Annotated in this window: 18 protein-coding genes; 13 read left to right on the top strand and 5 right to left on the bottom strand. The window is 63.8% G+C overall.

The window, feature by feature from the left end; all coding sequences use genetic code 11:
- Positions 1-8 precede the first annotated feature (8 nt).
- From AC3EML_RS12310 to AC3EML_RS12250, 13 genes are all read left to right on the top strand, one after another.
- A complete protein-coding gene (locus tag AC3EML_RS12310; RefSeq protein ID WP_023696629.1) occupies positions 9-1,403 on the top strand; it encodes an APC family permease in 1,395 nt (464 codons plus the stop codon).
- A gap of 42 nt (positions 1,404-1,445) precedes the next feature.
- A complete protein-coding gene (locus AC3EML_RS12305; RefSeq protein WP_352521240.1) occupies positions 1,446-2,135 on the top strand; it encodes a hypothetical protein in 690 nt (229 codons plus the stop codon).
- Positions 2,132-2,449, top strand: coding sequence for a hypothetical protein (locus AC3EML_RS12300; RefSeq protein WP_352521239.1), 318 nt, complete (start codon positions 2,132-2,134; stop codon positions 2,447-2,449). The genes AC3EML_RS12305 and AC3EML_RS12300 overlap by 4 nt, the downstream gene beginning before the upstream one ends.
- An 84-nt stretch (positions 2,450-2,533) precedes the next feature.
- On the top strand, positions 2,534-3,430 hold the full coding sequence (locus AC3EML_RS12295) for a class II glutamine amidotransferase (RefSeq protein ID WP_488505220.1): 897 nt from the start codon (positions 2,534-2,536) through the stop codon (positions 3,428-3,430).
- A gap of 4 nt (positions 3,431-3,434) precedes the next feature.
- Positions 3,435-4,163, top strand: a complete 729-nt coding sequence (locus AC3EML_RS12290) for a GltB/FmdC/FwdC-like GXGXG domain-containing protein (RefSeq protein WP_023684434.1) — start codon at positions 3,435-3,437, stop codon at positions 4,161-4,163.
- 6 nt (positions 4,164-4,169) lie between these two features.
- Entirely contained in the window at positions 4,170-5,498 is a 1,329-nt protein-coding gene (locus AC3EML_RS12285; protein WP_352521237.1) for an FMN-binding glutamate synthase family protein, read from the top strand.
- A gap of 30 nt (positions 5,499-5,528) precedes the next feature.
- Positions 5,529-6,836, top strand: coding sequence for a type III glutamate--ammonia ligase (glnT, locus tag AC3EML_RS12280; protein WP_023726360.1), 1,308 nt, complete (start codon positions 5,529-5,531; stop codon positions 6,834-6,836).
- A gap of 36 nt (positions 6,837-6,872) precedes the next feature.
- The gene (locus AC3EML_RS12275) at positions 6,873-8,126 is read left to right on the top strand and encodes a sarcosine oxidase subunit beta family protein (protein ID WP_352521236.1); all 1,254 of its coding nucleotides are present in this window, start codon (positions 6,873-6,875) and stop codon (positions 8,124-8,126) included.
- A 10-nt stretch (positions 8,127-8,136) separates the two neighbouring features.
- Entirely contained in the window at positions 8,137-8,412 is a 276-nt protein-coding gene (locus AC3EML_RS12270) for a sarcosine oxidase subunit delta (protein WP_352521235.1), read from the top strand.
- A 181-nt stretch (positions 8,413-8,593) separates the two neighbouring features.
- Positions 8,594-11,587 (top strand): sarcosine oxidase subunit alpha, encoded by a 2,994-nt coding sequence (locus tag AC3EML_RS12265; protein WP_352521234.1) that lies wholly within the window; start codon positions 8,594-8,596, stop codon positions 11,585-11,587.
- Positions 11,565-12,197, top strand: a complete 633-nt coding sequence (locus AC3EML_RS12260; RefSeq protein WP_352521233.1) for a sarcosine oxidase subunit gamma — start codon at positions 11,565-11,567, stop codon at positions 12,195-12,197. Before AC3EML_RS12265 ends, AC3EML_RS12260 begins: the two co-directional genes overlap by 23 nt.
- 349 nt (positions 12,198-12,546) lie before the next feature.
- Positions 12,547-14,916 (top strand): trimethylamine N-oxide demethylase, encoded by a 2,370-nt coding sequence (locus AC3EML_RS12255; protein WP_352521232.1) that lies wholly within the window; start codon positions 12,547-12,549, stop codon positions 14,914-14,916.
- 306 nt (positions 14,917-15,222) lie between these two features.
- A complete protein-coding gene (locus AC3EML_RS12250) occupies positions 15,223-16,932 on the top strand; it encodes a trimethylamine N-oxide permease (protein WP_023825985.1) in 1,710 nt (569 codons plus the stop codon).
- Between the two features lie 61 nt (positions 16,933-16,993).
- On the opposite strand, the gene AC3EML_RS12245 is transcribed toward AC3EML_RS12250, so the two are convergent.
- The 5 genes from AC3EML_RS12245 to AC3EML_RS12225 all read right to left on the bottom strand — a co-directional run bounded on the left by AC3EML_RS12245 (position 16,994) and on the right by AC3EML_RS12225 (position 25,618).
- Positions 16,994-18,349 carry an LLM class flavin-dependent oxidoreductase gene (locus AC3EML_RS12245; protein WP_023752568.1) on the bottom strand — a complete coding sequence of 452 codons (1,356 nt, stop codon included), beginning with the start codon at positions 18,347-18,349 and terminating at the stop codon, positions 16,994-16,996.
- Positions 18,350-18,624: 275 nt separating this feature from the next.
- Entirely contained in the window at positions 18,625-21,762 is a 3,138-nt protein-coding gene (locus tag AC3EML_RS12240) for an efflux RND transporter permease subunit (protein WP_352521231.1), read from the bottom strand.
- A gap of 248 nt (positions 21,763-22,010) precedes the next feature.
- Positions 22,011-23,150 (bottom strand): efflux RND transporter periplasmic adaptor subunit, encoded by a 1,140-nt coding sequence (locus AC3EML_RS12235; RefSeq protein WP_023692166.1) that lies wholly within the window; start codon positions 23,148-23,150, stop codon positions 22,011-22,013.
- A gap of 58 nt (positions 23,151-23,208) precedes the next feature.
- Entirely contained in the window at positions 23,209-23,814 is a 606-nt protein-coding gene (locus AC3EML_RS12230; protein ID WP_023668564.1) for a TetR/AcrR family transcriptional regulator, read from the bottom strand.
- Between the two features lie 163 nt (positions 23,815-23,977).
- Positions 23,978-25,618: an acyl-CoA synthetase gene (locus AC3EML_RS12225; RefSeq protein WP_352521230.1), complete on the bottom strand. Its 1,641-nt coding sequence runs from the start codon at positions 25,616-25,618 to the stop codon at positions 23,978-23,980.

The following is a 25,618-nucleotide window of genomic DNA, read 5'->3' as shown; positions in this document are numbered from 1 at the left end:
ATTGAACAATGACGATCACGCTTGAACCGGCAATACACGGCGACAGAGTTTCACTGCTACGCGTGCTCGGCCCGGCCCATGTCTGGGCGCTTGGCGTCGGCATCGTGCTGGTCGGCGAATTCACCGGCTGGAATTTCTCGGCCGACAAGGGCGGCGCACTGGCGGCGCTGATCGTCTGCTGGGTGGTCGGGCTCTTGTACACTTCGGTCGCCATGATCGACTCCGAGGTGACATCGACGGTTGCCGCCGCCGGCGGCCAATACGCGCAGGCTAAGCACATTGTCGGGCCCCTGATGGCCTTCAACGTCGCGCTGTTCCTGGTCTTTGCCTACACCATGCTGGAGGTTTCGGACGCCATCCTGCTCGGCGACACCATCGTCGCCAAGGCCGGCGTCGAAGGGCTCACCCACAACTCCTTCATTGCCGCCACCATCGTCGTGCTGGCATGGCTGAACTATCGCGGCGTGCTGATGACGCTCAACGTCAACTTCGTCATCACGGCGATAGCCTATGTCTCGATCGTTATCCTGTTCTTCTCGGTCAGCCCGTGGACGCAGGGTGCTGTGCTGAAGCTCAACGAGCTGGTCACCCCCGGCAATGCGCTGCCCTATGGCTGGATCGGCGTCATCGCGGCCTTCCAGTTCGGCATCTGGTACTATCTCGGCATCGAAGGCACCACGCAGGCCGCCGAGGAAGTGCGCTCGCCGGCGCGTTCGCTGCCTTACGGAACCATGGCCGGCATGATCACGCTTTTGATCGCCGCCGCCATGACCTGGTATGTCTGCGCCTCGCTGATGCCCTGGGAGTACCTCGGTATCACCTATTATCCCCTGTGGGACGCCGGCAAGCTGACCGGCAGCCCGCTGCTGGAAAACCTGTTGTTCATCGCCACGCTGCTCGCGGCACTGGCGTCGGCCAATGGCTGTATCAACGATGCGGCCCGCGCGTGGTTCTCGCTTGGACGCGACCGCTATCTGCCGACTTGGTTCTCGGCTGTGCACCCGAAATACCGCACGCCCTATCGCTCGATCCTGTTCCTGTTGCCGATCGCGCTCGCCTTCGCCTTCATTGCCGACCTCAACCAGGCGATCACCTTCTCGATCCTGTCGGGCGTGCTGCAATACACCTTCATGAGCATCAACATCATGATGTTCCGCAAAAAGTGGCCGCTGGGCACGATCCGCCGCGGCTATACGCACCCGTTCCACCCGATCCCGGCGATCGTGCTGTTTTGCCTCTGCGTGGTGACCTTCTTTGCGATCTTCCTCGGCTACGGCACGCAGCTGATCGCCATGGTCGCCTTCTACTTCCTGATCTCGCTGTGGTTCCACTTCTACCGTTACCGCTATGTGCGCCGCGGCGACCAGTTCACCATGCCGTGGCCGAAGCCGCAGGGCTATTGACAGGAGAGGGCCTGCCGGTCTGGGCGGGCATGGCGTGACGAGGTGTCTGACGTGACGACAGCATTGCTGGCCGGGGCGGTCGCCGTGGCTCTCGTCCTGCACCTCGCCTGGCATGCGCGCGCCAGCCGCAAAAAGGCCAAGGCTGATCTTGCAGCCGAGGCAGCCAGCAGCCGGACCGTCATCACAGATGCCGTTGATGTCTCTGATAACACAGCCGGCGTTGTCACCTGGGCGGGTTCGTGGAACGGACAGCGCGTGCAGCTGCGCACCATCGTCGACACGCTGGCGACGCGAAAGCTGCCGGCGCGATGGTTGAGTGTCACGATCACAGAGCCGGTTGCGGTGCCGGCGACCTTCGACATGATGATGCGGCCGGGCTCGCCGACGACCTTCTCCAATTTCGACCACCTCCAGCACACACTGCCGAAGGCACCCGGCTTCCCGGCCGAAGCGGTGCTGCGAACCAACCTCAGGGCGGCGCGCTTTCCGCAGAACCTCATCGCCAGCCATCTCGACATCTTTGCCGAAGGCCGCGCCAAGGAACTTTTAATCACCCCGAATGGCGTGCGCATCGTCTGGCTGCTGGCCGAGGCCGAGCGGGCGCGCTACGGCGTGTTCCGGCAGGCCGCATTCGGCGGCGCAAGGCTGGATCCAACGCTGGTCGAGAGACTGCTGACCTCGGCCTCAGTGCTGCGCGATGCCATCAACCGACAGGAAAGGCAGGTCGCATGAGCGCACCCGCACCGACAAACCCGTATCTGGTGCTCGGCGCTGCCCTCGTCTTACCGGCCAGCGGCCACGTCATTCTGGGCGTGCCGGTGCGCGGCCTGCAATTCCTGTTCTTCATGGTGATCCTCGCCTGGGTGACGGCCAAGATCGCGCCGGCCGATGCTAGCTTCGTCGGCCGCCACGCCGGCGGCTTCCTGATCTATGCGCTGTCGATCCTCGACGCCTACAAAATCGCCCGCATCCGCACCGCTACATGGGTTCACAGCGCCCGCGACGGCAGCGATAGTGCACCAAGCGGCATCGAACCGCATACGTAACTACAGGAATATTTTTTTCATATGATTGAATTCGCACGACGCATTCGATACATCATCGTCTAGTGGTAACGCCGGGAGGCTGACATGTGTGGAATCGTCGGACTTTTTCTGAAAGACAAGTCGCTTGAGCCGCAGCTCGGCTCGATGCTGTCGCAGATGCTGATATCGCTCAGCGATCGCGGCCCCGACAGCGCCGGCATCGCCATCTATGGCGCGCCTTCCAGGAATGAAGCCAAGATCACCATCCAGTCGGCGAAGCCCGAGCGCGATTTCCGCGGCCTCGACGCCGAACTCGCCAAGGCCATCGGCGCGCCGGTGAGCATTGCGGTGAAGTCCACCCATGCAGTGTTGAGAACCGCGCCAGACAAGGTCGACGCCGCCCGCGAAGTACTGCAGTCAATCCGCCCCGACGTGCGCATCATGGGCGCCGGCGAAGCGGTGGAAATCTACAAGGAAGTCGGTCTGCCGGAAGCGGTCGTCGACCGCTTCGACGTCCGCTCGATGACCGGCACGCATGGCATCGGCCATACCCGCATGGCGACGGAATCGGCCGTCACAACGATGGGCGCGCATCCGTTCTCGACCGGCGCCGACCAGTGCCTGGTGCACAATGGCTCGCTGTCCAACCACAACAATGTGCGGCGTGAGCTGGTGCGGGAGGGCATGAAATTCGAGACCGAGAACGACACCGAGGTCGCCGCCGCCTATCTCTCGTCGCAGATGGCGCATGGCAAGAACCTCGGCGAGGCGCTGGAAGGCACGCTGTCCGACCTCGACGGCTTCTTCACCTTCGTCGTCGGCACCAAGAACGGTTTCGGCGTGGTGCGCGATCCGATCGCCTGCAAGCCCGCCGTCATGGCCGAGACCGATCAGTATGTCGCCTTCGGCTCGGAATATCGGGCGCTGACCAAGCTGCCCGGCATAGACAATGCGAGGATCTGGGAGCCGGAACCCGCAACCGTCTATTTCTGGGAGCATTGAGCCCATGCCGGCAACCAAACTTTCGAAGGCGGCGCAAGACCAGGCGTCCCGGGTTTTCGATCTTGATGTGTCGTCGCTGCGTGAGCTCAACCAGGCGCTTCACAATCTGACGCCCGGTTCCAACGAGACGGCGTGGGAAGTGCTGCACCCGAAGGGCAGCCATTCGGTTGCCGTCGGCGTCGACCAGCCTGTCAGCATCGATGTGCGCGGCAGCGTCGGCTACTACTGCGCCGGGATGAATGACGGCGCTGCGATCACAGTGCACGGCTCGGCCGGCCCCGGTGTCGGCGAAAACATGATGTCGGGCTCGATCGTCATCAAGGGCGACGCCAGCCAGTATGCCGGCGCCACCGGCAAGGGCGGGCTGCTCGTCATCGAGGGCAACGCCTCGTCGCGCTGCGGCATCTCGATGAAGGGCATCGACATCGTCGTGCACGGCAATATCGGCCACATGTCGGCCTTCATGGCGCAGTCCGGCAATCTGGTGGTGCTGGGCGATGCCGGCGACGCACTTGGCGATTCCATCTACGAAGCGCGGCTGTTCGTGCGCGGCAAGGTCGAAAGCCTGGGCGCCGACTGCATCGCCAAGGAGATGCGGCCCGAGCATATCGCACTGCTGCAGGGACTGCTCGACCGCGCCGGCGTCACCGGCGTCAAGCCGTCGGAATTCAAGCGCTACGGCTCGGCGCGCACGCTCTACAATTTCAATATCGACAACGCCGACGCGTATTGAGGCAGCATGACCTACAAGAACCCGCCGACGACGCCGCGCAAATCCGCGACCTTCGACGACTACACGCTTTCCGAAATCCGCCGCGCCGCGGCTACCGGCATCTATGACATCAGGGGCGCCGGCGCCAAGCGCAAGCTGCCGCATTTCGATGACCTGCTGTTCCTCGGCGCGTCGATTTCGCGCTACCCGCTGGAAGGCTATCGCGAACGTTGCGACACCAGCGTCGTGCTGGGCTCGCGCTATGCCAAGAAGCCGATCGAGCTGAAAATCCCGATCACCGTTGCAGGCATGAGCTTCGGGTCGCTGTCCGGCCCGGCCAAGGAAGCGCTCGGCCGTGGCGCTACGCTCTCAGGCACGTCGACCACCACGGGCGACGGCGGCATGACCGAGGAAGAGCGCGGCCATTCCAAGCAACTGGTCTACCAGTACCTGCCGTCACGCTACGGCATGAACCCCAGGGATTTGCGCCGTGCCGACGCCATCGAAGTCGTTGTCGGCCAGGGCGCCAAGCCCGGCGGCGGCGGCATGCTGTTGGGACAAAAGATTTCCGACCGCGTCGCCGAAATGCGCACGCTGCCGAAGGGCATCGACCAGCGCTCGGCCTCACGCCATCCCGACTGGACCGGGCCGGACGATCTCGAGATCAAGATCCTCGAGCTGCGCGAGATCACCGACTGGGAGAAGCCGATCTACGTCAAGGTCGGCGGCGCCCGCCCCTATTACGACACAGCACTTGCGGTGAAGGCCGGCGCCGATGTCGTCGTCGTCGACGGCATGCAGGGCGGCACGGCGGCCACCCAGGAAGTATTCATCGAAAATGTCGGCCAGCCGACGCTTGCCTGCATCAGGCCGGCGGTGCAGGCGCTGCAGGATCTCGGCATGCACGGCAAGGTGCAGCTGATCGTGTCGGGCGGCATCCGCAATGGCGCCGACGTCGCCAAGGCGCTGGCGCTCGGCGTCGACGCGGTGTCGATCGGCACGGCAGCGCTCGTCGCGCTCGGCGACAACGACCCGCGCTGGGAGGCCGAATACAATGCGCTCGGCACCACCGCCGGGGCCTATGACGACTGGCACGAGGGTCGCGACCCCGCGGGCATCACCACGCAGGACCCCGAACTGATGAAGCGGGTCGATCCGGTCGCCGCCGGACGGCGGCTGGCGAACTACCTCAAGGTGATGACGCTGGAGGCGCAGACCATTGCGCGTGCCTGCGGCAAGAACAGCCTGCACAATCTCGAGCCCGAGGATCTCGTAGCCCTCACCATCGAAGCCGCCGCCATGGCCGGCGTGCCGCTGGCCGGCACCAACTGGATACCGGGGAAAAACGGCTTCTAAAAAACACATCAAAATAAGCGAGGAACTATAATGGGGAACGATCTCGCCGCATTCGCCAAAGAGAACGGCGTCAAATATTTCATGATTTCCTACACCGACCTGTTCGGCGGCCAGCGCGCCAAGCTGGTGCCGGCGCAGGCGATCGCCGACATGCAGAAGGACGGCGCCGGCTTCGCCGGTTTCGCCACCTGGCTCGACCTCACGCCGGCGCATCCTGATATGCTGGCGGTGCCGGATCCGGATTCGGTGATCCAGCTGCCGTGGAAGCCCGAGGTCGCCTGGGTCGCCGCCAACTGCATCATGGACGACAAGGAGGTCGAGCAGGCGCCGCGCAACACGCTGCGCCGGCTGATTGCGGAAGCCGCCACTGACGGTATGCATGTCAAGACCGGCGTCGAGGCTGAGTTCTTCCTGATCTCGCCGGACGGCAGCGTCATCTCCGACAAATACGACACGGCTTCAAAACCCTGCTACGACCAGCAAGCGGTGATGCGCCGCTACGATGTCATCGCCGAGATCTGCGATCATATGCTGGCGCTGGGCTGGAGCCCCTACCAGAACGACCATGAGGACGCCAACGGCCAGTTCGAGATGAACTGGGCCTTCGACGATGTGCTGGCGACCGCCGACAAGCACTCGTTCTTCAAGTTCATGGTCAAGTCGGTGGCGGAAAAGCACGGCCTGCGCGCGACCTTCATGCCTAAGCCCTTCCAGGGCCTGACCGGCAATGGCTGCCACGCCCATATTTCGGTGTGGGACAAGGCCGGCAAGGTCAACGTCTTTGCCGACAATGCGATGGAGCTCGGCCTGTCGGCCAAGGGCAAGAATTTCCTTGGCGGCATCATGAAACATGCCTCGGCGCTGGCCGCCATCACCAACCCGACGGTGAACTCCTACAAACGCATCAACGCGCCGCGCACCATTTCGGGCGCCACCTGGGCTCCGAACACGGTGACCTGGACCGGAAACAACCGCACCCACATGGTGCGCGTGCCCGGCCCCGGCCGCTTCGAGCTGCGGTTGCCGGACGGCGCCGCAAACCCTTATCTGCTGCAGGCCGTCATCATTGCCGCCGGTCTCGACGGCATCCGCTCCAAGGCCGATCCCGGCAAGCGCTACGACATCGACATGTACCAGAACGGCCACACGGTGAAAGGCGCGCCGAAGCTGCCGCTCAATCTGCTCGACGCGCTTCGCGAATACGACAAGGACAAATCGCTCAAGGCGGCGCTGGGTGAGGAATTCTCGTCGGCTTATCTAAAGCTGAAGCACCAGGAATGGAATTCCTATGCTTCGCACTTCACGCAATGGGAGCGCGACCACACGCTGGACATATAATCGTCCCCGCTGTGCGAGCGACCTCGGAATGACCTGATGAAATATTCGATCTTCTCGCTCGCCCGTGCTGCCCTTTCCGGCCACAAGAATTGGCAGCGCACCTGGCGCGATGCGGCGCCCAAGGACCACTACGATGTGGTGATCATCGGCGGCGGCGGCCATGGGCTCGCCACCGCCTGGTTCCTCGCCAGCGAGTTCGGCATCAGAAACGTCGCTGTGCTGGAAAAGGGCTGGATCGGCTCCGGCAATGCCGGCCGCAACACCACCATCATCCGTTCCAATTACGGCCTGCCCGGCAATACCGGCTTCTACGAGCTTTCGATGAAGCTTTGGGAGCGGATGGAGCAGGACCTCAACTATAACGCCATGGTCAGCCAGCGCGGCGTCCTCAACCTCTATCATTCCGATGCGCAGCGCGACGCTTATGCGCGGCGCGGCAACACCATGCGCATCAATGGCATCGATGCCGAACTGCTCGACCAGGCAGCGCTGAAGAAGATGCTGCCGTTCCTGAATTTCGACCATGCGCGCTTTCCCGTGCAGGGCGGCCTCCTGCAGCGCCGCGGCGGCACCGCGCGGCATGACGCGGTGGTCTGGGGCTATGCCCATGCGGCGAGCGAACTCGGCGTCGACATCATCCAGAACTGCGAGGTCACCGGCTTTGTCCGGGACGGCAACGGCAAGGTGACTGGCGTCGAGACGTCGCGCGGCAAGATCGGCGCCGGCAAGGTCGGCATGGCAGTCGCCGGGTCATCGTCGCGTGTCGCAGCGATGGCGGGCATGCGCCTGCCGATCGAAAGCCATGTGCTGCAGGCTTTCGTCTCGGAGGCGATCAAGCCGCTCATTCCTGGCGTCATGACCTTCGGCGCCGGGCATTTCTATGTCAGCCAGTCCGACAAGGGCGGGCTGGTCTTCGGCGGCGACATCGACGGCTATAATTCCTACGCCCAGCGCGGCAATCTGCCTGTCATGGAAGATGTCTGCGAGGGCGGCATGGCGCTGATCCCGATGATCGGCCGCGTGCGACTTCTGCGCCAGTGGGGCGGCATCATGGACATGTCGATGGATGGCTCGCCGATCATCGACAAGACGCCGGTCGACGGGCTCTACCTCAACGCCGGCTGGTGTTATGGCGGCTTCAAGGCGACGCCCGGTTCCGGCTTGGTCTTTGCCCATCTTCTGGCGCGTGACGAAACGCACAAGGAGGCGGCGCTGTTTCGGCTCGACCGCTTCCAGCGCGGCGCCATGATCGACGAAAAGGGCCAAGGCGCCCAACCGAACCTGCATTGAGGCTGGCGAGATGCGTATTGTCTGTCCCTTCTGCGGCGAACGTGAACTCGGCGAGTTCAGCTATCTCGGCGATGCCAAGCCTGTACGGCCGGCGGCGGATGCCGGCGAAGATGCCGTCTACGACTATGTCTACCTGCGCGACAACGTTGCCGGCGTGATGGCTGAGAACTGGTATCACGGCGGCGGCTGCCGGGCCTGGCTGAAGGTCACCCGCAACACGCTGACGCATGAGATTTCGGCGGTGGAGCCGGCGGCGGGCGCCGGGGCGAGGCAGGTGGCGAAATGAGCTATCCTGTCGAAATCGTAGCCGTCGCGAAAAGCGCCAGCCCCCTACCTCCCCCTTGTGGGGAGGTAGGACCGCAGGTCCGGGTGGGGGTCGGTGCCGCACCCCCACCCCGCTGCTGCGCAGCGACCCTCCCCACAAGGGGGAGGGTAAGGGGCGGCGCCATCCTTCGCCATGACACCATATGGATCAGAGGCTGGACATCGTGACCTCTCATCGTCTCTCATCCGGCGGTCTCATCGACCGTTCCACCCCCCTCACCTTCCGCTTCGACGGCACGACATTTTCCGGCTTCCAGGGCGACACGCTGGCGTCGGCGCTGGTCGCCAATGGCGTCAAGCTGGTCGGCCGCTCGTTCAAGTATCATCGCCCGCGCGGCATTCTCACCGCCGGCTCGGAAGAACCCAACGCGCTGGTCGAACTGCGCACCGGCGCACGGCGCGAGGCCAACACCAAGGCCACCACCGCCGAACTCTATGAAGGCCTCGAAGCGGCCAGCCAGAACCGCTGGCCGTCGCTGCGCCACGATGTGATGTCGGTGAACCAGCTGTTCGCACCGATCTTCGTCGCCGGCTTCTACTACAAAACCTTCATGTGGCCGGCAAAATTCTGGGAAATGGTCTACGAGCCGGCGATCCGACGCGCCGCGGGTCTGGGTCGCGCGGCGGTCACCCCCGATCCGGATCACTACGACAAGGCCTGGGCGCATTGCGATGTGGTGATCGCCGGCTCCGGTCCGGCCGGTCTCGCCGCCGCACTCGCTGCAGGCCGCAGCGGTGCGCGCGTCATCCTGTGCGAAGAAGATTTTGCGCCCGGCGGCCGTCTGTTGTCGGATGGCGGCACGATCGACGGTCTGCCGGCCGCGGAGTGGCTGTCGCGCACACTGGCCGAGCTCAGCTCGATGCCGGATGTCCGCATCATGACCCGCACGACCCTGTTCGGCGTCTATGACGGCGGTACCTATGGCGCGATCGAGCGGGTCAACGATCATCTGCCGGTGCCGCCCGAGCATCAGGTGCGCCAGCGCCTGTGGCGCATCGTGGCCAAGCGCTGCGTCGTCGCCGCCGGCGCGATTGAGCGTCCCATCGTCTTTGCCGGCAATGACACGCCCGGCGTGATGATGGCGTCCGCCATCCGCACCTACGTCACACGTTATGCGGCGACGCCGGCAAAGCGGATCGCGCTGTTCACCAACAATGAGGATGGCTGGCGCACGGTCGAGACGGCACTCGGCGCCGGGCTGCAGATCGCGGCGGTGGTCGACGCGCGGCCTGACGTCTCGCCTGCCCATCGTTCTCTCGCGTCCAGGAACGGCTTCACCGTGCTGCATGGTTCGGTCAGCGGCGTCGACGGCGGCAAGGACGGCGTAAGAAAAATAGCAGTGTCGCTGACCGGCGGCGCGCGCGCCGAGGTCGAGGCCGACGGGCTTGCCGTTTCCGGCGGCTGGAATCCGGCGGTCGGGCTCACCTCTTACCATCGCGGCCGGCCGAAATGGCGAGACGACATCGCCGCCTTCGTGCCGGACGGCGCGCCGCCCGGTATGGTCGCCGCAGGTGCGGCTAACGGCGACTTCGGGCTAGGCGCCTGCCTGCGCGCAGGTTTCGAGGCCGGCGCCGCAGCGGCGCGGGACGCGGGACGCAATGGCAATCCGGGCTCTGCAGCTGTTGCCGGCGACGAGTCCTTCTCACTGACCCCGCTCTGGCACGTCGCCGGCAAAGGCAAGGCCTTTGTAGACCAGCAGCATGACGTCACCGCGTCCGACATCGAGCTGGCGCAGCGCGAGGGTTTTGAATCGGTCGAGCATCTGAAGCGCTACACCACGCTCGGCATGGCGACCGACCAGGGCAAGACGTCCAATGTCGCCGGCCTCGCCATCATGGCGGCGGTGTCGGGCAAATCCATTCCCGAGACCGGCACGACCATCTATCGCCCGCCGTACGTGCCGGTCGCCATCGGCGCCTTTGCCGGCCACCATCGCGACGAAAATTTCCATGCGACGCGGCTGACGCCGTCGCATCACTGGGCGGCCGAACAAGGCGCGATCTTTGTCGACACCGGCCTGTGGAAGCGCGCGCAATGGTATCCGCGCGCGGGCGAGAAGGACTGGCTGGGATCGGTCACCCGCGAGGTCAAGGCGGTGCGCTCGGGCGTCGGCTTCTGCGATGTCTCGACGCTGGGCAAGATCGATGTGCACGGCCCCGATGCCGGCGCCTTCCTCGACCGCGTCTACATCAACACCTTCTCAAACCTTGCCGTGGGAAAAGCCCGCTACGGGCTGATGCTGCGCGAGGACGGCCTCGTCTATGATGACGGCACGACCTCGCGGCTGGCCGAGGACCATTATTTCCTCACCACGACCACGGCGAAGGCCGGGCTGGTGATGCAGCATCTCGAATTCTGCCGGCAGGTGCTATTCCCCGAACTCGACGTGCAACTGACCTCGGTCTCCGACCAGTGGGCGCAGTTCTCGATTGCCGGGCCAAGGACGCGAGACCTGTTGAAGGAAATCGTCGACCCTGCCGAGGACCTTTCGAACGAAGGTTTTCCCTTCATGGGCGTGCGCGAAGTCGCTTTGCGCGGCGGCATCAAGGCGCGGCTGTTCCGCATCTCCTTCTCCGGCGAGATGGCGTTCGAGATTTCGGTGCCGGCGCGTTACGGTGAAGCGATGGCACGCAATTTGATGCTGGCGGGAAAACCGTTCGGCGTGACGCCGTATGGCACAGAAGCCCTCGGCGTCATGCGCGTTGAAAAGGGCCATGTCGCCGGACCGGAACTGAGCGGCATGACGACCGCCGCCGATCTCGGCCTCGGCAAGATGATGTCGACCAAGAAGGATTTCATCGGTCGCGTCATGGCCGGCCGCGAGGCGCTGGTGGCGCCGGACCGGCAGGTCGTGGTCGGCATCAAGCCGATCGACAAGGCGCGCCGCCTGCGCTCCGGCGCGCACATCATCCCGAAGGGCCAGACGCCCGGGCCTGATAACGACCAAGGCTACGTCACCTCGGTCTGCTTCTCGCCGACGCTCGACCAGTGGATCGGTCTCGGCCTTGTCGAGCGCGGCCGCGAACGCATCGGCGAGATCGTCCACGCGCATGATCCGCTGCGCGGTGAAGACTATGATGTCGAGCTCTGCAATCCCGTCTTCTACGATCCCGATGGAGGGCGCCAGCGTGGCTGATTTTTCCTGGGATGTTCGTAGCCCGCTCGAGCGCGCGCTCGCTCCTGGCGCTTACGGCCCGCAAGGCGATGCCGGTGTGTCGCTGACCGAGATCCGCAATTTCGACCTCGTCCAGGTGATGGCACGGCGCGGCAAGGCGGGTGATTTGGCCAAGGCCACGAACGCTCGTTTCGGCGTCGCGGCTCCGGAAACGCCGAAGGCGGTTGGCACCGCGGATGCGACGCTGATCTGGTCGGGACCGGATCAGTTTTTTGTCCTGTCGAAGGGTGGCAGGACTGAGGTGCTCGCTCAGACCTTTGCATCTTCCGCTTCGCTATCCGACCAATCGCATGCACGCGTGCTGATCAGCATCTGCGGCCCCAAGGCGCGCGCCATGCTGGCGAAACTGTCGTCGATTGATTTGCATCCCGATGCGTTTCCGGTTGGCGCTGCTGCCGCGACCTCGATGGATCACACCAGCGTCACGCTCTGGCGTGGTGGTGACAAGGCGGATGGGCAGGCGGTGTTCAACCTCCTGATGTTTGCGACGTTTGCCGAAAGTCTGTGGCACACGATGTTGGATTCGGCTGCGGAGTATGGTGTGGCTATCGGGCATTCCGAGGAGCTTTAGCTCGATAGTTTCAGGTGTTGGCGCCGCCCCTCATCGCCCTGCCGGGCATTTCTCCCCGTATAGTGACGGGGAGAAAGAAGCTGGTCGCAGCCTCGGCGCTCGTCCTGCAACGTTGGCGATTGGCGAAACCGGCGTCGACAGCTTCGCCCGTTTACGGGGAGAAGATGGCGGCAGCCAGATGAGGGGCGGCGCTGGCGTTCGGAAGATGGGTTCGATTGGAAGGGTCTAACCTGCAGCGACCGCGTCGAGAACGCCACCTCCACCTTGCCAAACCCAACCGCGCTGCTATTCTTGCTGCTAAAATAATTTTACACACAGGCAAACTTGTTTCTGTAACCGCAAGGCTGAGATGAGCCAGTCGCCCTACCCTTCAGTGACAGCCGGGCCGCCGCGGCCGAGCCTCATCCTGAGGCCCGGCCAGATCGCGCTGCCGCCGGGCATGGAGCGCCATACTATCTTGGGGAATGGCGCGGTGCTGATCGAGGTCGAGGCCGGCGATACGTTCACCGTGCGCAATGTCGAGGGCGGGCAGGCTTGCGAGTTGCTGGCCTGGGACAGGACCGGCGCCACCGATCCTTCCATCCTCGGCGAAAAGTCCAACAGCAATGCCGCCGGGATCAAGGCGCTTCTGGCCGAGGGCGATGACAGCCTGGCTTCCGTCCGTCGTGGCCTTGAGCGCCGCCAGGTGCAGCTCGACGAGCCCAAGGCGGTGCGTGTGTTCGGCGGCGCAACGCCTGCCGGCACCGAGCAGGCATTCACGGTCAGGCGCGACGGCGCGATGCTGATTGCCGCACCCGGCGGGCCGATGCTGGTCGACGGCCACGACACGGCAACGCCGCTCACCGTCATCGTCCGCCGTGCCACGGTGCGCCTGAAATCGAAATCGCAGCTCGCCGATCCGCTCGCCGATCCGGTGCTCGATTTGCGCGTCCATTCGGCAACCGCCGAATCCTATTTCGTCAAGGCCGGCGACTATCTGCAGATCATCGACGTCGATGGTCGCCAGTGCACCGACTTCCAGTGCTTTTCTGCGCGCAAGCTGGACAAGGGTCTCGACCATCCGCTCGACGTAACGACCACGCGCACGCTGATGGGGTCGAGCTACCCGATGCCGGGCCTGCATTCGAAATATTACGACCAGGACATGGAGCCGCTGGTCGAGGTTATCCAGGACACATGCGGGCGACACGACGCATTCGCGCTGGCGTGTGCCGCCAAATATTACGATGACATCGGCTATCCCGGCCACACCAACTGCTCGGAGAACTTCAATCGCGCGCTGGCCGACAAGGGCGTGACGCCCCGCGCCGGCTGGATGGCGATCAACTTCTTCTTCAACACGGCGATCGACGCCCATGGCGTGATGGTGTCGGACGAGCCGTGGTCGCGGGCGGGTGACTATGTTCTGCTCAGGGCGCTCACCGACATCGTCTGCGTCTCCTCCGCCTGTCCCGACGACACGACACCGGCCAATGGCTGGAACCCGACCGACATCCATGTGCGAACCTATTCCGGCCAACACAAATTCTCGCGAGCGATCGCCAGACGCATGACGCCCGATTCGGAACCGAAAATGACCCGCGAGACAGCCTTTCATTCATCCTTCGCCAAGCACACCCGCAACTTCGTGGAATACCGGGGTTATTGGCTGGCCAATTCTTTCGCCAAAGAGGGGCCGATCGCCGAGTACTGGGCCTGCCGGCAGGACGCGGTGATCATGGACCTGTCGCCGCTGCGCAAGTTCGAGGTCACCGGCCCGGATTCCGAGGCGCTGCTGCAATACACGCTGACCCGCGACGTCAAGAAGCTCGGCGTCGGCCAGGTCGTCTATTCCGCCATGTGCTACGAGCATGGCGGCATGATCGACGACGGCACGCTGCTGCGGCTCGGCAAGGACAATTTCCGTTGGGTCGGCGGCGACGACCTGTCCGGCGAATGGCTGCGCGACACCGCGAAAAAGCTTGGCCTCAACGTGCTGGTGCGTTCCTCCACCGATCAGATGCACAATGTCGCTGTCCAAGGGCCGAAGAGCCGTGACATTTTGCGAGAGGTGGTCTGGACCTCGCCGCTGCAACCGTCGATCGACGACCTCGAATGGTTCCGCTTCGCTGTCGCGCGCATCGGCGGCGGCAATGGCATTCCGGTCGTGGTGTCGCGCACCGGTTATACCGGCGAGATCGGCTACGAAATCTGGTGCCACCCACGCGACGCCGAAAAAGTGTTCGATGCCATCTGGGAGGCCGGCCAGCCGCACGGGCTGAAGCCGATGGGCCTGCAGGCGCTCGACATGGTGCGCATCGAAGCCGGGCTGATCTTCGCCGGTTACGAATTCTCCGACCAGACCGACCCGTTCGAGGCGGGCATTGGTTTCACCGTGCCGTTGAAGACCAAGACCGACGATTTTATAGGCCGCGAGGCGCTGATAAGGCGCAAGGAACATCCGCAGCACAAGCTCGTCGGCCTCGACATCGACAGCAATGTCGCGGTCGGCCATGGCGACTGTGTCCATATCGGCCGCGCCCAGATCGGCGTCGTCACCTCGGGCATGCGCTCGCCGGTGCTGAACAAGAACATCGCTCTGGCGAGGCTTGACGTCACCCATGCGGCCACCGGCACAGAGGTCGAGATCGGCAAACTCGACGGCCACGCCAAACGGCTGCCGGCGCGCGTCGTGGCCTTCGCCCATTACGATCCGCAAAAGACCAGGCCGCGATCCTGAGGGTTGTACCCCCGGCCCTTCGCAGGCTCAGGGCGTTCGAAGCTCGAAAGCAATTGGCTTTCCGTCCGCTACCGCGGACCGCTTCTCACCCCACAAGGGGAGAAGGACAAAGCGAGCGTTTCGCAACCGTGATGTGCACGACGCCACAAATCACTTGACGTGAAAGCGCGCCGGATCAATCTTCACTGTTAAGAAAAAAATACGACTGAGTGGAAACACTGGAGTCGTGCGGTCATGTACCGGGGAACAAGCTTCGCGAAGCCGAGGCATCACCGGCCGGGAACACAAAATGGGGAATTCAGACAGATGAGCACGATTACCACTGCCCTGGAGCAGCCCGCTGAAGGCAAGCTGCTCCGCAACATCGACTGGCGCGGCGCCTTCTGGGTGGCGAGCGGCGTTCCTGCCCTTGTCCTGTTTTCGATCGGCGGCATTGCCGGAACGACGGGAACGCTGGCCTTCGGGATCTGGATCGCTTCCATGATCATGGGCTTCCTGCAATCCTTCACCTATGCCGAGATCGCCGGCCTGTTCCCGAACAAGTCGGGCGGCGCCTCGATCTACGGCGCCACCGCCTGGCTGCGTTATTCCAAGTTCATCGCGCCGCTGTCGGTATGGTGCAACTGGTTCGCCTGGTCGCCGGTGCTGTCGCTGGGCTGCTCGATCGCCGCCGCCTATATTCTCAACGCGCTGGCGCCGGTGCCGCTGTTCACCGAGGCGTCGCCGGACGTCGTCGCCTATATCGCGGCGCATGCCGGCACGGTGCCTGCCGACGCCATCGCCGCGGTGACCGCGGCGGCCACGCCGGCGATCCGCAACTGGACGCTGTTCAGCCACACGCTGGGTCCTGTCTCCTTCACCCTCAATGCCACTTTCTTCATCGGCGCGGTGCTGATGCTGATCATCTTCTCGATCCAGCATCGCGGCATTCTCGGCACCGCCAATGTGCAGAAGTATATCGGCCTGCTGGTCATTATCCCGATGCTGATCGTCGGTGTCGTGCCGATCGTCACCGGCCAGATCAACTGGGCGAACTTTTCGCCGCTGGTGCCGCTGGCGGCGGCTTACGCGCCGGAGCCCGGCTCGTGGAACATTGCTGGCTGGACGCTGGTGCTGGGCGGCATGTTCATCGCCGCATGGTCGACCTATGGTTTTGAGACCGCCGTCTGCTACACATCGGAGTTCAAGAACCCGGGCACCGACACGTTCAAGGCGATTTTCTATTCCGGCCTGCTCTGCATGCTTCTGTTCATCCTGGTGCCCTTCACCTTCCAGGGCGTGCTGGGCCTCAACGGCATGCTGGCGACGCCGATCGTCGACGGCTCGGGTGTCGCCGATGCACTGGCCGGCATGGTCGGGGGTGGCGCATTGATCCACAGCCTCTTGGTGATGCTGATGATCCTGGCGCTGGTGCTGTGCATCATGACGGCAATGGCCGGCTCGTCGCGCACGCTCTACCAGGGCTCGGTCGATGGCTGGCTGCCGCGCTATCTCAGCCACGTCAACGAGCATGGCGCGCCGACGCGCGCCATGTGGACCGATCTCGTCTTCAACCTGATCGTGCTGGCCATCGCCTCGGCCGACGCGACGAGCTTCTTCTTCATCCTCGCCGTGTCGAACTGCGGCTACATCATCTTCAACTTCCTCAACCTCAATGCCGGCTGGATCCACCGCATCGACAACGGCCACATCAACCGGCCGTGGAAGGCGCCGAGCTGGCTGCTCGGCCTCGGCGCCATCTTCGCCTATGTAAACGCCATCTTCATGGGCGCCGGCGCCAAGGTGTGGAACCCGATGGCGCTCTGGGCCGGCCTGATCACAGCCGCCTTGATCATCCCGGTGTTCTGCTACCGGCACTACGTCCAAGACAAGGGCAGGTTCCCCGACCACATGCTGGCCGACCTCGGCATGGCGGGCGCAGACCTCTCGGTCAAAAAGGCAGGCATGCTGCCCTACCTGACGCTGGTCGCCGGCCTGGTGGTGATGCTGCTCGCCAACTGGTACTTCGTCATCTGAAAGTGATGGCTGAAAAGAATGGGCGCGCTTCGGCGCGCCCGTTTCTTTTTGTGGCAGGACGTCAGCCGGCCTTGCGAGTGGCCGCTTCGGAGCCTTCGAAGAACCGGTTCGGCGGACGCTTCAGGCCGAGATTCTCGCGCAAGGTGGTGCCCTCATACTCGCGCCGGAAGAGCTTTCGCCGCTGCAGCTCGGGCACCACCTTCTCGGCGAAGTCGTCGAGCCCGGCAGGCAGATAGGGGAACATGACGTTGAAGCCGTCTGACCCCTCGGCAACCAACCATTCCTCCATCGCGTCGGCGATGGTTTTAGGCGTGCCGACGAAGGCAAGGCCGGAATAGCCGCCGAGCCGCTGCGCCAGCTGGCGGACGGTCAAATTCTCCCGGCGCGCCAGCTCGATGACGCGCTCGCGGCCGCTCTTCGAGGCATTGGTCTCGGGGATTTCGGGCAAGGGCGCGTCGGGGTCGAAGGCCGACGCGTCATGGCCGAGCGCGATCGACAGCGAGGCAATGCCGCTCTCGTAATAGACCAGGCTGTCGAGCTTGGCGCGTTTGGCCTGTGCTTCCTCGACACTGTCGCCGACGATGACGAAGGCGCCGGGCAGGATCTTGATGTCGTCGCGCGAACGGCCGAGCTTCTCGGCCCGGCTTTTGACATCGGCAAAGAAGCGCTGCCCAGCCGCCAGATCGGAATGGGCGGCGAAGATCACCTCCGCCGTTTCGGCTGCCAGCTGCCGCCCGGCCTCAGATGCGCCGGCCTGGACGATGACCGGCCAGCCCTGCACCGGCCGCGCAATGTTGAGCGGGCCGCGCACCGAGAGATGCTCACCCTTATGGTCGAGCACATGCAGCTTCGCGGGATCGAAATAGAGCCCGCTCTCGGCGTCGCGGATGAAGGCGTCGTCGGCAAAGCTGTCCCAGAGGCCGGTCACCACATCGTAGAATTCCCGCGCATTGTGATAGCGCTCGTCGTGCTCGACATGCTCGTCGAGGCCGAAGTTCAGCGCGGCGTCGGGATTGGATGTGGTGACGATGTTCCAGCCGGCGCGGCCGCCGCTGATATGGTCGAGCGAGGCGAAGCGACGGGCAATGTGATAGGGCGCGTCGAAGGTCGTCGATGCGGTGGCGACAAGGCCGATATGATCGGTGACGGCGGCGAGCGCCGACAGCAGCGTGAACGGCTCGAACGAGGTCACCGTGTGGCTGCGCCGTAGCGCCTCGATCGGCATGTTGAGAACGGCCAGATGGTCGGCCATGAAGAAGGCGTCGAACTTCGCCGCCTCAAGCGTCTGCGCGAAGCGCTTCAGATGGGCGAAGTTGAAGTTGGCATCGGGATATGAGCCGGGATAGCGCCAGGCCCCGGTGTGAAGACTGACCGGACGCATGAAGGCGCCGAGCCGCAATTGCTTATTGTCTACCATGGGATGATCACCTGATGCGAATGAGCGTTGCCGCTCCGATATGTAAGCAGGATCGGACGGCTTTGCCGTCCTGGAAAGGAATTCTGTTTTGCAAAACCGGCGCCGCGAAGCATTTTCATACAGGTGGCCGTTCAACCTATTTTGATGAACCCGCCTGGTGTTGAGATACTTGCCTGGGTGCTCGGTGCCACCGGCAAGGAGAAAGCCAGAACGCCGCACGTCAAGCGTACGGCGTTCCAGCATTTTCCAAGGAAGATCCTGTGCCCCAGCAGCGCCTACTCGGCGGCCAGCGCCAGTGGCGGCCTGTCATTGTCCTGCACGGCCTCATCAGCCGGCTTCCTGCCTTTCTTCGGCTCGCGGCCGAAGAACAGCGCGTAGCCTGCCGGCAGCACCAGGATGGTGAGTACGGTGGCGACGAGGATGCCGCCCATCATGGCGTAGGCGAGCGGTCCCCAGAACACCGCACGCGAGATCGGGATCAGCGCCAGCACCGCCGTCATCGCCGTCAGCACGATCGGCCGGAAACGGCGCACGGCCGAGCCGATGATGGCCTCCGATCGGTCCATCCCCCTGGCGATGTCCTGATCGATCTGGTCGACCAGGATGATCGAGTTGCGCATGATGATTCCGAGCAGCGCGATGACACCGAGGATGGCGACGAAGCCGAACGGCGCGCCGCTGATCAACAGAGCCGCCGCCGCACCGATGATGCCGAGCGGACCGGTGGCCAGCACGAGCATCGCCTTGCCGAAATGCTGCAGCTGGATCATCAGGAGCACGACGATGACGGCCAGCATGATCGGCGCCTTGGCGGCAATCGAGGCCTGGCTTTCGGCGGAATCTTCCGCACCGCCCTGGATCTCGATCTTGTAGCCGGGCGCCAGGCCGGCGCGCATGCCCTGCATGTCATTGTAGAGCTTGGTGACGACGTCGTTCGACTGCACGCCATCCGGCAGCGTGGCGCGCACCGAGATGGTCGGCAGGCGGTCGCGCCGCCATTCGACGCCCTGCTCGAGCACCGGCACCACCTTGGCCACCTGCGACAGCGGCACGAAGCCGCCGAAATCGGTCGGGATATAGACCGAGTCGACCGAGGACAGCAGGCTGCGGCTGGCGTCCGGTTCGCGGGCGACGATGGAAACCGTCTCCTCGCCATCACGGAAGTCATCGAGCGGCGCGCCGGACATCGCTGCCTGCAGCATCTGGCGGATGCGTTGCGAGGTGACGCCAAGCGCTCGCGCGCGGTCCTGGTCGATGACCAGCTTCATCGCCGGTACCGGCTCCAGCCAGTCGTCATGGACGGCGCCGAGCAGCGGATTTTCGGCGAATTTCGCCTTCACCTGGTCGGCGATGCGGCGCACCTCCTGGCGGTCCGGACCCATGATGCGCATCTGCACCGGCCAGCCGGTTGGCGGGCCGAGGAACAGACGGTCGACCTTGGAACGGATCGAGGGGAAATCCTGCGCCAAGATTGAGCGCAGCTTGAGGATCAGCCGCTCGCGCGCCGGTTCGTCATTGGCCATCACCAGAAGCTGCGCATAGTTCGGATTGCGCAATTGCTGGTCGAGCGGCAGGAAGAAGCGCGGCGCGCCTTCGCCGATATAGGTGGCGATGAAGCGCTTGTCCTTGTCGTCCATCATCCGGGCTTCCAGCGCCTTGGCCTGCGTCTCGACTTCCTTGATCGAGGTTCCCTCAGGCAACCAGAGATCGACGAGGATTTCCGGCCGCGAGGATTGCGGGAAGAAGTTTTGTGGGATGAACTGGAACGCCCACAGGCTGGTGGCGAAGGTGACCAGCGTCATCACCAGAACGATGATGCGGTGGCGCACCGCCCAGCCGACCGTGGCGCGCAGCCGCCGGTAGAAGCCGGTGTCGAAGGCGTCATGATGGTTGCCGGCATGCTTGCGCTGCTTGAGGATCATGTAGCCCAGCCACGGCGTGAAATAGACGGCGACGAACCATGACACGACCAGCGCGATGCCGACGACATAGAACAGCGTGCGCACATATTCGCCTGCGGTCGAGGCGGCGAAGCCGACCGGGATGAAGCCGGCGATAGTGATCAGCGTGCCGCTCAGCATCGGGAAGGCGGTCGAGGAATAGGCGAAGCTCGCCGCCTCGATCTTGACCAGCCCCTCCTCCAGCTTGCGCTCCATCATCTCGACGACGATCATGGCGTCGTCGACCAACAGCCCGAGCGCGATGATCAGGGCGCCGAGCGAAATGCGCTGCAGATCGATGCCGAGCTCGTACATGATGGCGAAGGTGGCGGCCAGCACCAGCGGAATGGCAATGGCGATGACCAGGCCGGAACGCCAGCCGATCGACAGCAGCGAGACAGCAAGCACGATCAGCAGCGCCTCGCCGAGCGCCTCCATGAACTCGTTGACGGCGTCCTTGACAACCTCGGGCTGGTTGGAGATCTGATCAACCGCAACGCCGTAGGGCAGCGCTTCCTCGAAGCGCTTGTAGGTCGCCTCGACATCCGTGCCGACGTCCCTGACGTTGAAACCCTTGGCCATGACGACGCCGACCTGGACGCTTTCGTGGCCGTTGAAGCGGTACTTGCGCTGATAGGGATCTTCGAGACCGGAACTCACGGTGGCAATATCGCCAAGACGTGTCACCTGACCACCGGCGCGCAGGCGCAATTCCCTGATGTCGGCAGCCCTGGTGACATCGCCCTCGACCGAGATGCGCACCGAGCGCAGGCCGGTGTCGACGGAGCCCGCCGGATCGACATTGTTCTGGCCCTTGATGGCGTTCTGCAGGTCGGTCAGCGTCAGGCCGCGTTCGGCCAGGGCCTTGGACGAGACGTCGATATAAAGCTTCTCCGGCTGGTCGCCGATGATGACGGCCTTCTCGACGCCCGGCGTCGTCAGCAGCATGTCGCGAGCCTGGGTGGCGAATTTCTTCAGCTCCGGATAGCTGTAGCCATCGCCGCCGATCGAGTGCAGGGTGATGAAGGTGTCGCCGAACTCGTCGTTGAAATAGGGCCCGAGCAGGCCTTGCGGCAGGTCGCCGGAGATGTCGCCAACCTTCTTGCGCACCTGGTAGAAGGCGTCCTTCACCTCCTCTGCATTGGAGTCGCCCTTGATCTGGACGGTGATGATGGCGCTGCCGGCGCGGGTGTAGGAACGGACGAAGTCGAGGTGCGGCGTTTCCTGCAGCTTGCGCTCGATCTTGTTGACGACCTGGTCTTCCATCTCCTGGATCGAGGAGCCCGGCCAGATCGCCTGGACGACCATGACGCGGAAAGTGAAATCGGGGTCTTCCTTCTGGCCCATGCGCATAAGGCCGAGCGCGCCGGCAATGATGATCAGACCGAACAGGAAGCGCGCGATCGAGGGATGGCCGATGGCCCAGCGCGAAAGATTGAAAGGCTGCTTTTCAGTGCTGTCGGTGGCGGTCATCGGCGTCAGTCCAATTCGTTGATCGTGCGCGCATACGCTTTGCATGCAGCTAGGATATTCCGATGCTGGCTTCCGGGCGGCGAGGCTTTCCGAGCGGAGAGACACTCATCGCGGTGGGACGCGCGGATCGATGCGGGGGAACTCGATCTTGGCGTCTCGACCATCGGGCGCTCGCCGCCCGGAAACCCTGAATTCGCTTGCCCAGCCCTTTCGCCGAAGCGACGATCAAGCCGGCTTCATGCCTGCGGTCAGCGCAGGGCCTTTGCGGCATCGCCTTCCGCAGAGGCGGCCTGGACCGCATCGCCGGTCAGCTTGACCTTGAGATTCTCGGTCATGAACTGGGTGCCGGCGGCAACGACGACATCCCCCGGCTTGAGCCCGTCGGCGACGCTGACGCCGTCGGCGGTGAACTCCGCAACCTTGACCAGGCGCTCGTGCACCGTCTCGCCGGCGCGGTCGACGGTCCAGACAATCTTGCGACCATCCTTTTCCGCAAGCGCGCTGAGCGGGATCGACACCATCTCCTGCTTCTTGGCCACCGAGGCCTCGATGTTGGCGGTCATGCCGAGCAGCACGCGCGGGTCGTCGGGCAGCGAGACGCGGACGGCAAAGGTGCGCGACTGCTGGTCGGCGCTGCCGGCGACTTCACGCACTTTGCCGGAGAGCGCCAGCGCGTCATCGGACCAGAAGCTGGCCTTGACGTCCTTTCCCGGCTTGAAGGCGGCGATGTCCATTTCGGGAACCGCGATCAGCACTTCCTTTTCGCCGTCGACGGCAACGGTCATCACAGGCGTTCCGGCGCCGACCACCTGGCCGACATCGGCCGAGACCGCCGTGACGATGCCGTTCTCGCTCGCCTTGAGATCGGTGTAGACGACCTGGTTCTGCGCCTGGGCAAGGGTAGAGCGGGCGGCATCGCGCGTCGCTACCGCCTGGTTGTAGCTCAGCGTCGCCTGTTCGAGCTGCGACTTGGAGGTGAAGTTCTTGGCAAAAAGCTGTTCGGCGCGCTTGCGGGACAGATCGACCGTCTCGACCTGCCGCTCGGCGGCGTCGAGGCTGGCCTTGGCGCTCTTGACCGACAACTCATAGTCCGTGGGATCGATACGGGCTAGCACATCGCCTGTCGTCACATGCTGGCCGATGTCGACCAGACGCTCAGTGACCTTGCCCGAGATGCGAAAGCCGAGGTTCATTTCGGTACGGGCTCGCACCGAGCCGGAATAGGTGAGTTCGCGACTCTTTTCGGCCTGGCCGATCTCGACCACCTTGACCGGACGGATGATGTCCTGGACCTCGGTCTTCTCCTGGCTGCAGGCGGCGAGCCCGAGCGTGGCGACGATCAGGCCGGCGACCGGCAGCTTGCGGATGATGGAACTGGACAAAGACACTTTCGTACTCCCGACTGGAGATGAACGGTCGACACCGGCGCCCGGCGGGCGGCGGCTATTACTTCAGAGCCTTGATCGCGTAATCGATGAGATCGTCGGGCATCGCCCGATTGGTCTTGGCAAGGCACTGCGCCACCATTTGCGGGTGGCACAGAATGACGGTGGCGGCGCCGAAGCAGCGCGATGCGATGACCGGATCCTGGTCGGCAAACTCGCCGGCCTCGATGCCCTCGCGGATGACCTCGGCAAACAGGTCGTGAATGCTGTCGATATGCTTGTCGATGACGCCCCAGTCGCGCTCGAGCGCGACGATGACCATTTCGTGGACCTTCTGGTCGTCGAGCATGACTTCCAGCGTCATCTTGTACTGCGCATGCACGTAGCGGCGCAGCCGCTCCTCGGCGCTGATCGGCAACCGGGAAATCTCGTAGGCCATGTTGTAGCTGGCGAGGAGCATGCGGCCGCAAACGGCCTGGTGGATTTCGACCTTGGAGGCGAAGAAACGGTAGATATTGGCCGGCGACATGCCGAGTTCGCGGGCGATGTCGGCGACATTGGTCTTGCCGTAACCATAGTGCCGGAACAGGCGTTCGGCACAGTCGAGAATGCGGGTGACATTCTCCTGGCGGGTGGAGTCGGCCATTATGCTGGCGGCTTCGGACATGGCTCTCTGTCGATTTATGAGTGACGAATTTCAACTTTCGTCAGTCGTAAATCGAAAAGAGGGAAGTGTCAATGCGAATTCGACGTACGCGTATAATTTGGTGACAGAGGGTGACAGAGGGTGTGCGCGAACTCGACCTTGCGCGTGCCGTTGCGCTCTGGAACTAAGATCCCTTCGCCATTTCCCGCAGCTGAAACTTCTGGATCTTCCCCGTCGATGTCTTCGGGATCTCGGCAAAAATCACCGCCTTCGGCACCTTGAAGCGGGCGAGCAGCGCGCGGCAGTGTTCGATGATCTCGGCCTCGCTTGCCACCTTGCCGGGCTTCAGTTCGACATAGGCGACCGGCACCTCGCCCCATTTGTCGTCTGCCTTGGCGACGACGCCGCAGGACGCCACGGACGGGTGTTTGTAGAGGGCCTCCTCGACCTCGATCGATGAAATGTTCTCGCCGCCGGAGATGATGATGTCCTTGGAGCGGTCCTTGAGCTGGATGTAGCCGTCGGGATGCATGACGCCGAGGTCGCCGGAGTGGAACCAGCCGCCGGCAAAGGCCTCTTCGGTCGCCTTCCTGTTCTTCAGATAGCCCTTCATGACGATGTTGCCGCGAAACATGACCTCACCGATCGTCTCGCCGTCGGCCGGCGTCTTCTGCATCGTCTCCGGGTCCATCACGGTCAGGCCTTCGAGTGCGGCATAGCGCACGCCCTGCCTTGCCTTCTTCTGCGCCTTCGATCCCTTGTCTAGATCGTCCCAGGCGCCGTGCCATTCGTTGACGACCGCCGGGCCATAGGTCTCGGTCAGCCCGTAGAGATGGGTGACGGCAAAGCCGGCATCGGCCATGCCCGACAGCACCGCTTCCGGCGGAGGTGCTGCCGCCGTATTGAAGGTCACCGTCTGGGGGAACGTCCGCTTGTCCTCGTCCCTGGCGTTGATCAGCACCGACATGACGACCGGCGCACCGCACAGATGCGTCACGCCGTGGTCGGCGACGGCATCATAGATCGGCTTCGGCCGCACCCAGCGCAGGCAGACATGGGTGCCGGCCTGGACGGCCATTGTCCATGGGAAGCACCAACCATTGCAGTGGAACATCGGCAGCGTCCACAGATAGACGGCGTGCTTGGCCATGCCGGCATGGATGGTGTTGGTGTAAGCCATCAGGGCAGCGCCGCGATGGTGGTAGACGACGCCCTTCGGATTGCCTGTCGTGCCGGAGGTGTAGTTGAGCGAGATGGCGTCCCATTCGTCGTCGGGCATCGACCAGGCGTAGCCCTGGTCACCGCCGGCGACGAACGCCTCATAGTCGATCGCGCCGATGCGCTCGCCCTTGGGATAGGGTGCATCGGCGGCATAGTCGGGATCGTCATAGTCGATGACCAGCGGCTTCACCTTGGCCAGTGCCAGTGCCTGTTTGACGACAGCGGAAAATTCGCGGTCGACGATGAGCACCTTGGTCTCGGCATGGTCGAGCTGGAACGCGATGACGGCGGCATCGAGCCTTGTGTTGAGCGAATGCAGCACCGCTTTGGCCATCGGCACGCCGAAATGCGCCTCCAGCATGGGGGGCGTGTTGGACAGCATGACGGTCACCGTATCACCCTTGCCGATGCCGCGCTTCGACAGCGCCGAGGCCAGCTTCAGCGAGCGCCGCCAGAAGGTGCGATAGGTGATGCGCTGGCTGCCATGGATGATGGCGACATGATCGGGATAGGTGCTTGCCGCCCGCTCCAGATAAGTGAGCGGCGTCAGCGGCTGATGGTTGGCGGCGTTCTTGCCGAGATCCTGCTCGTAGGGACTGCCCAT

The sequence above is a fragment of the Mesorhizobium sp. P170090 genome (genome assembly GCF_057786115.1).
This window is presented reverse-complemented; position numbering and strand designations above follow the sequence as displayed.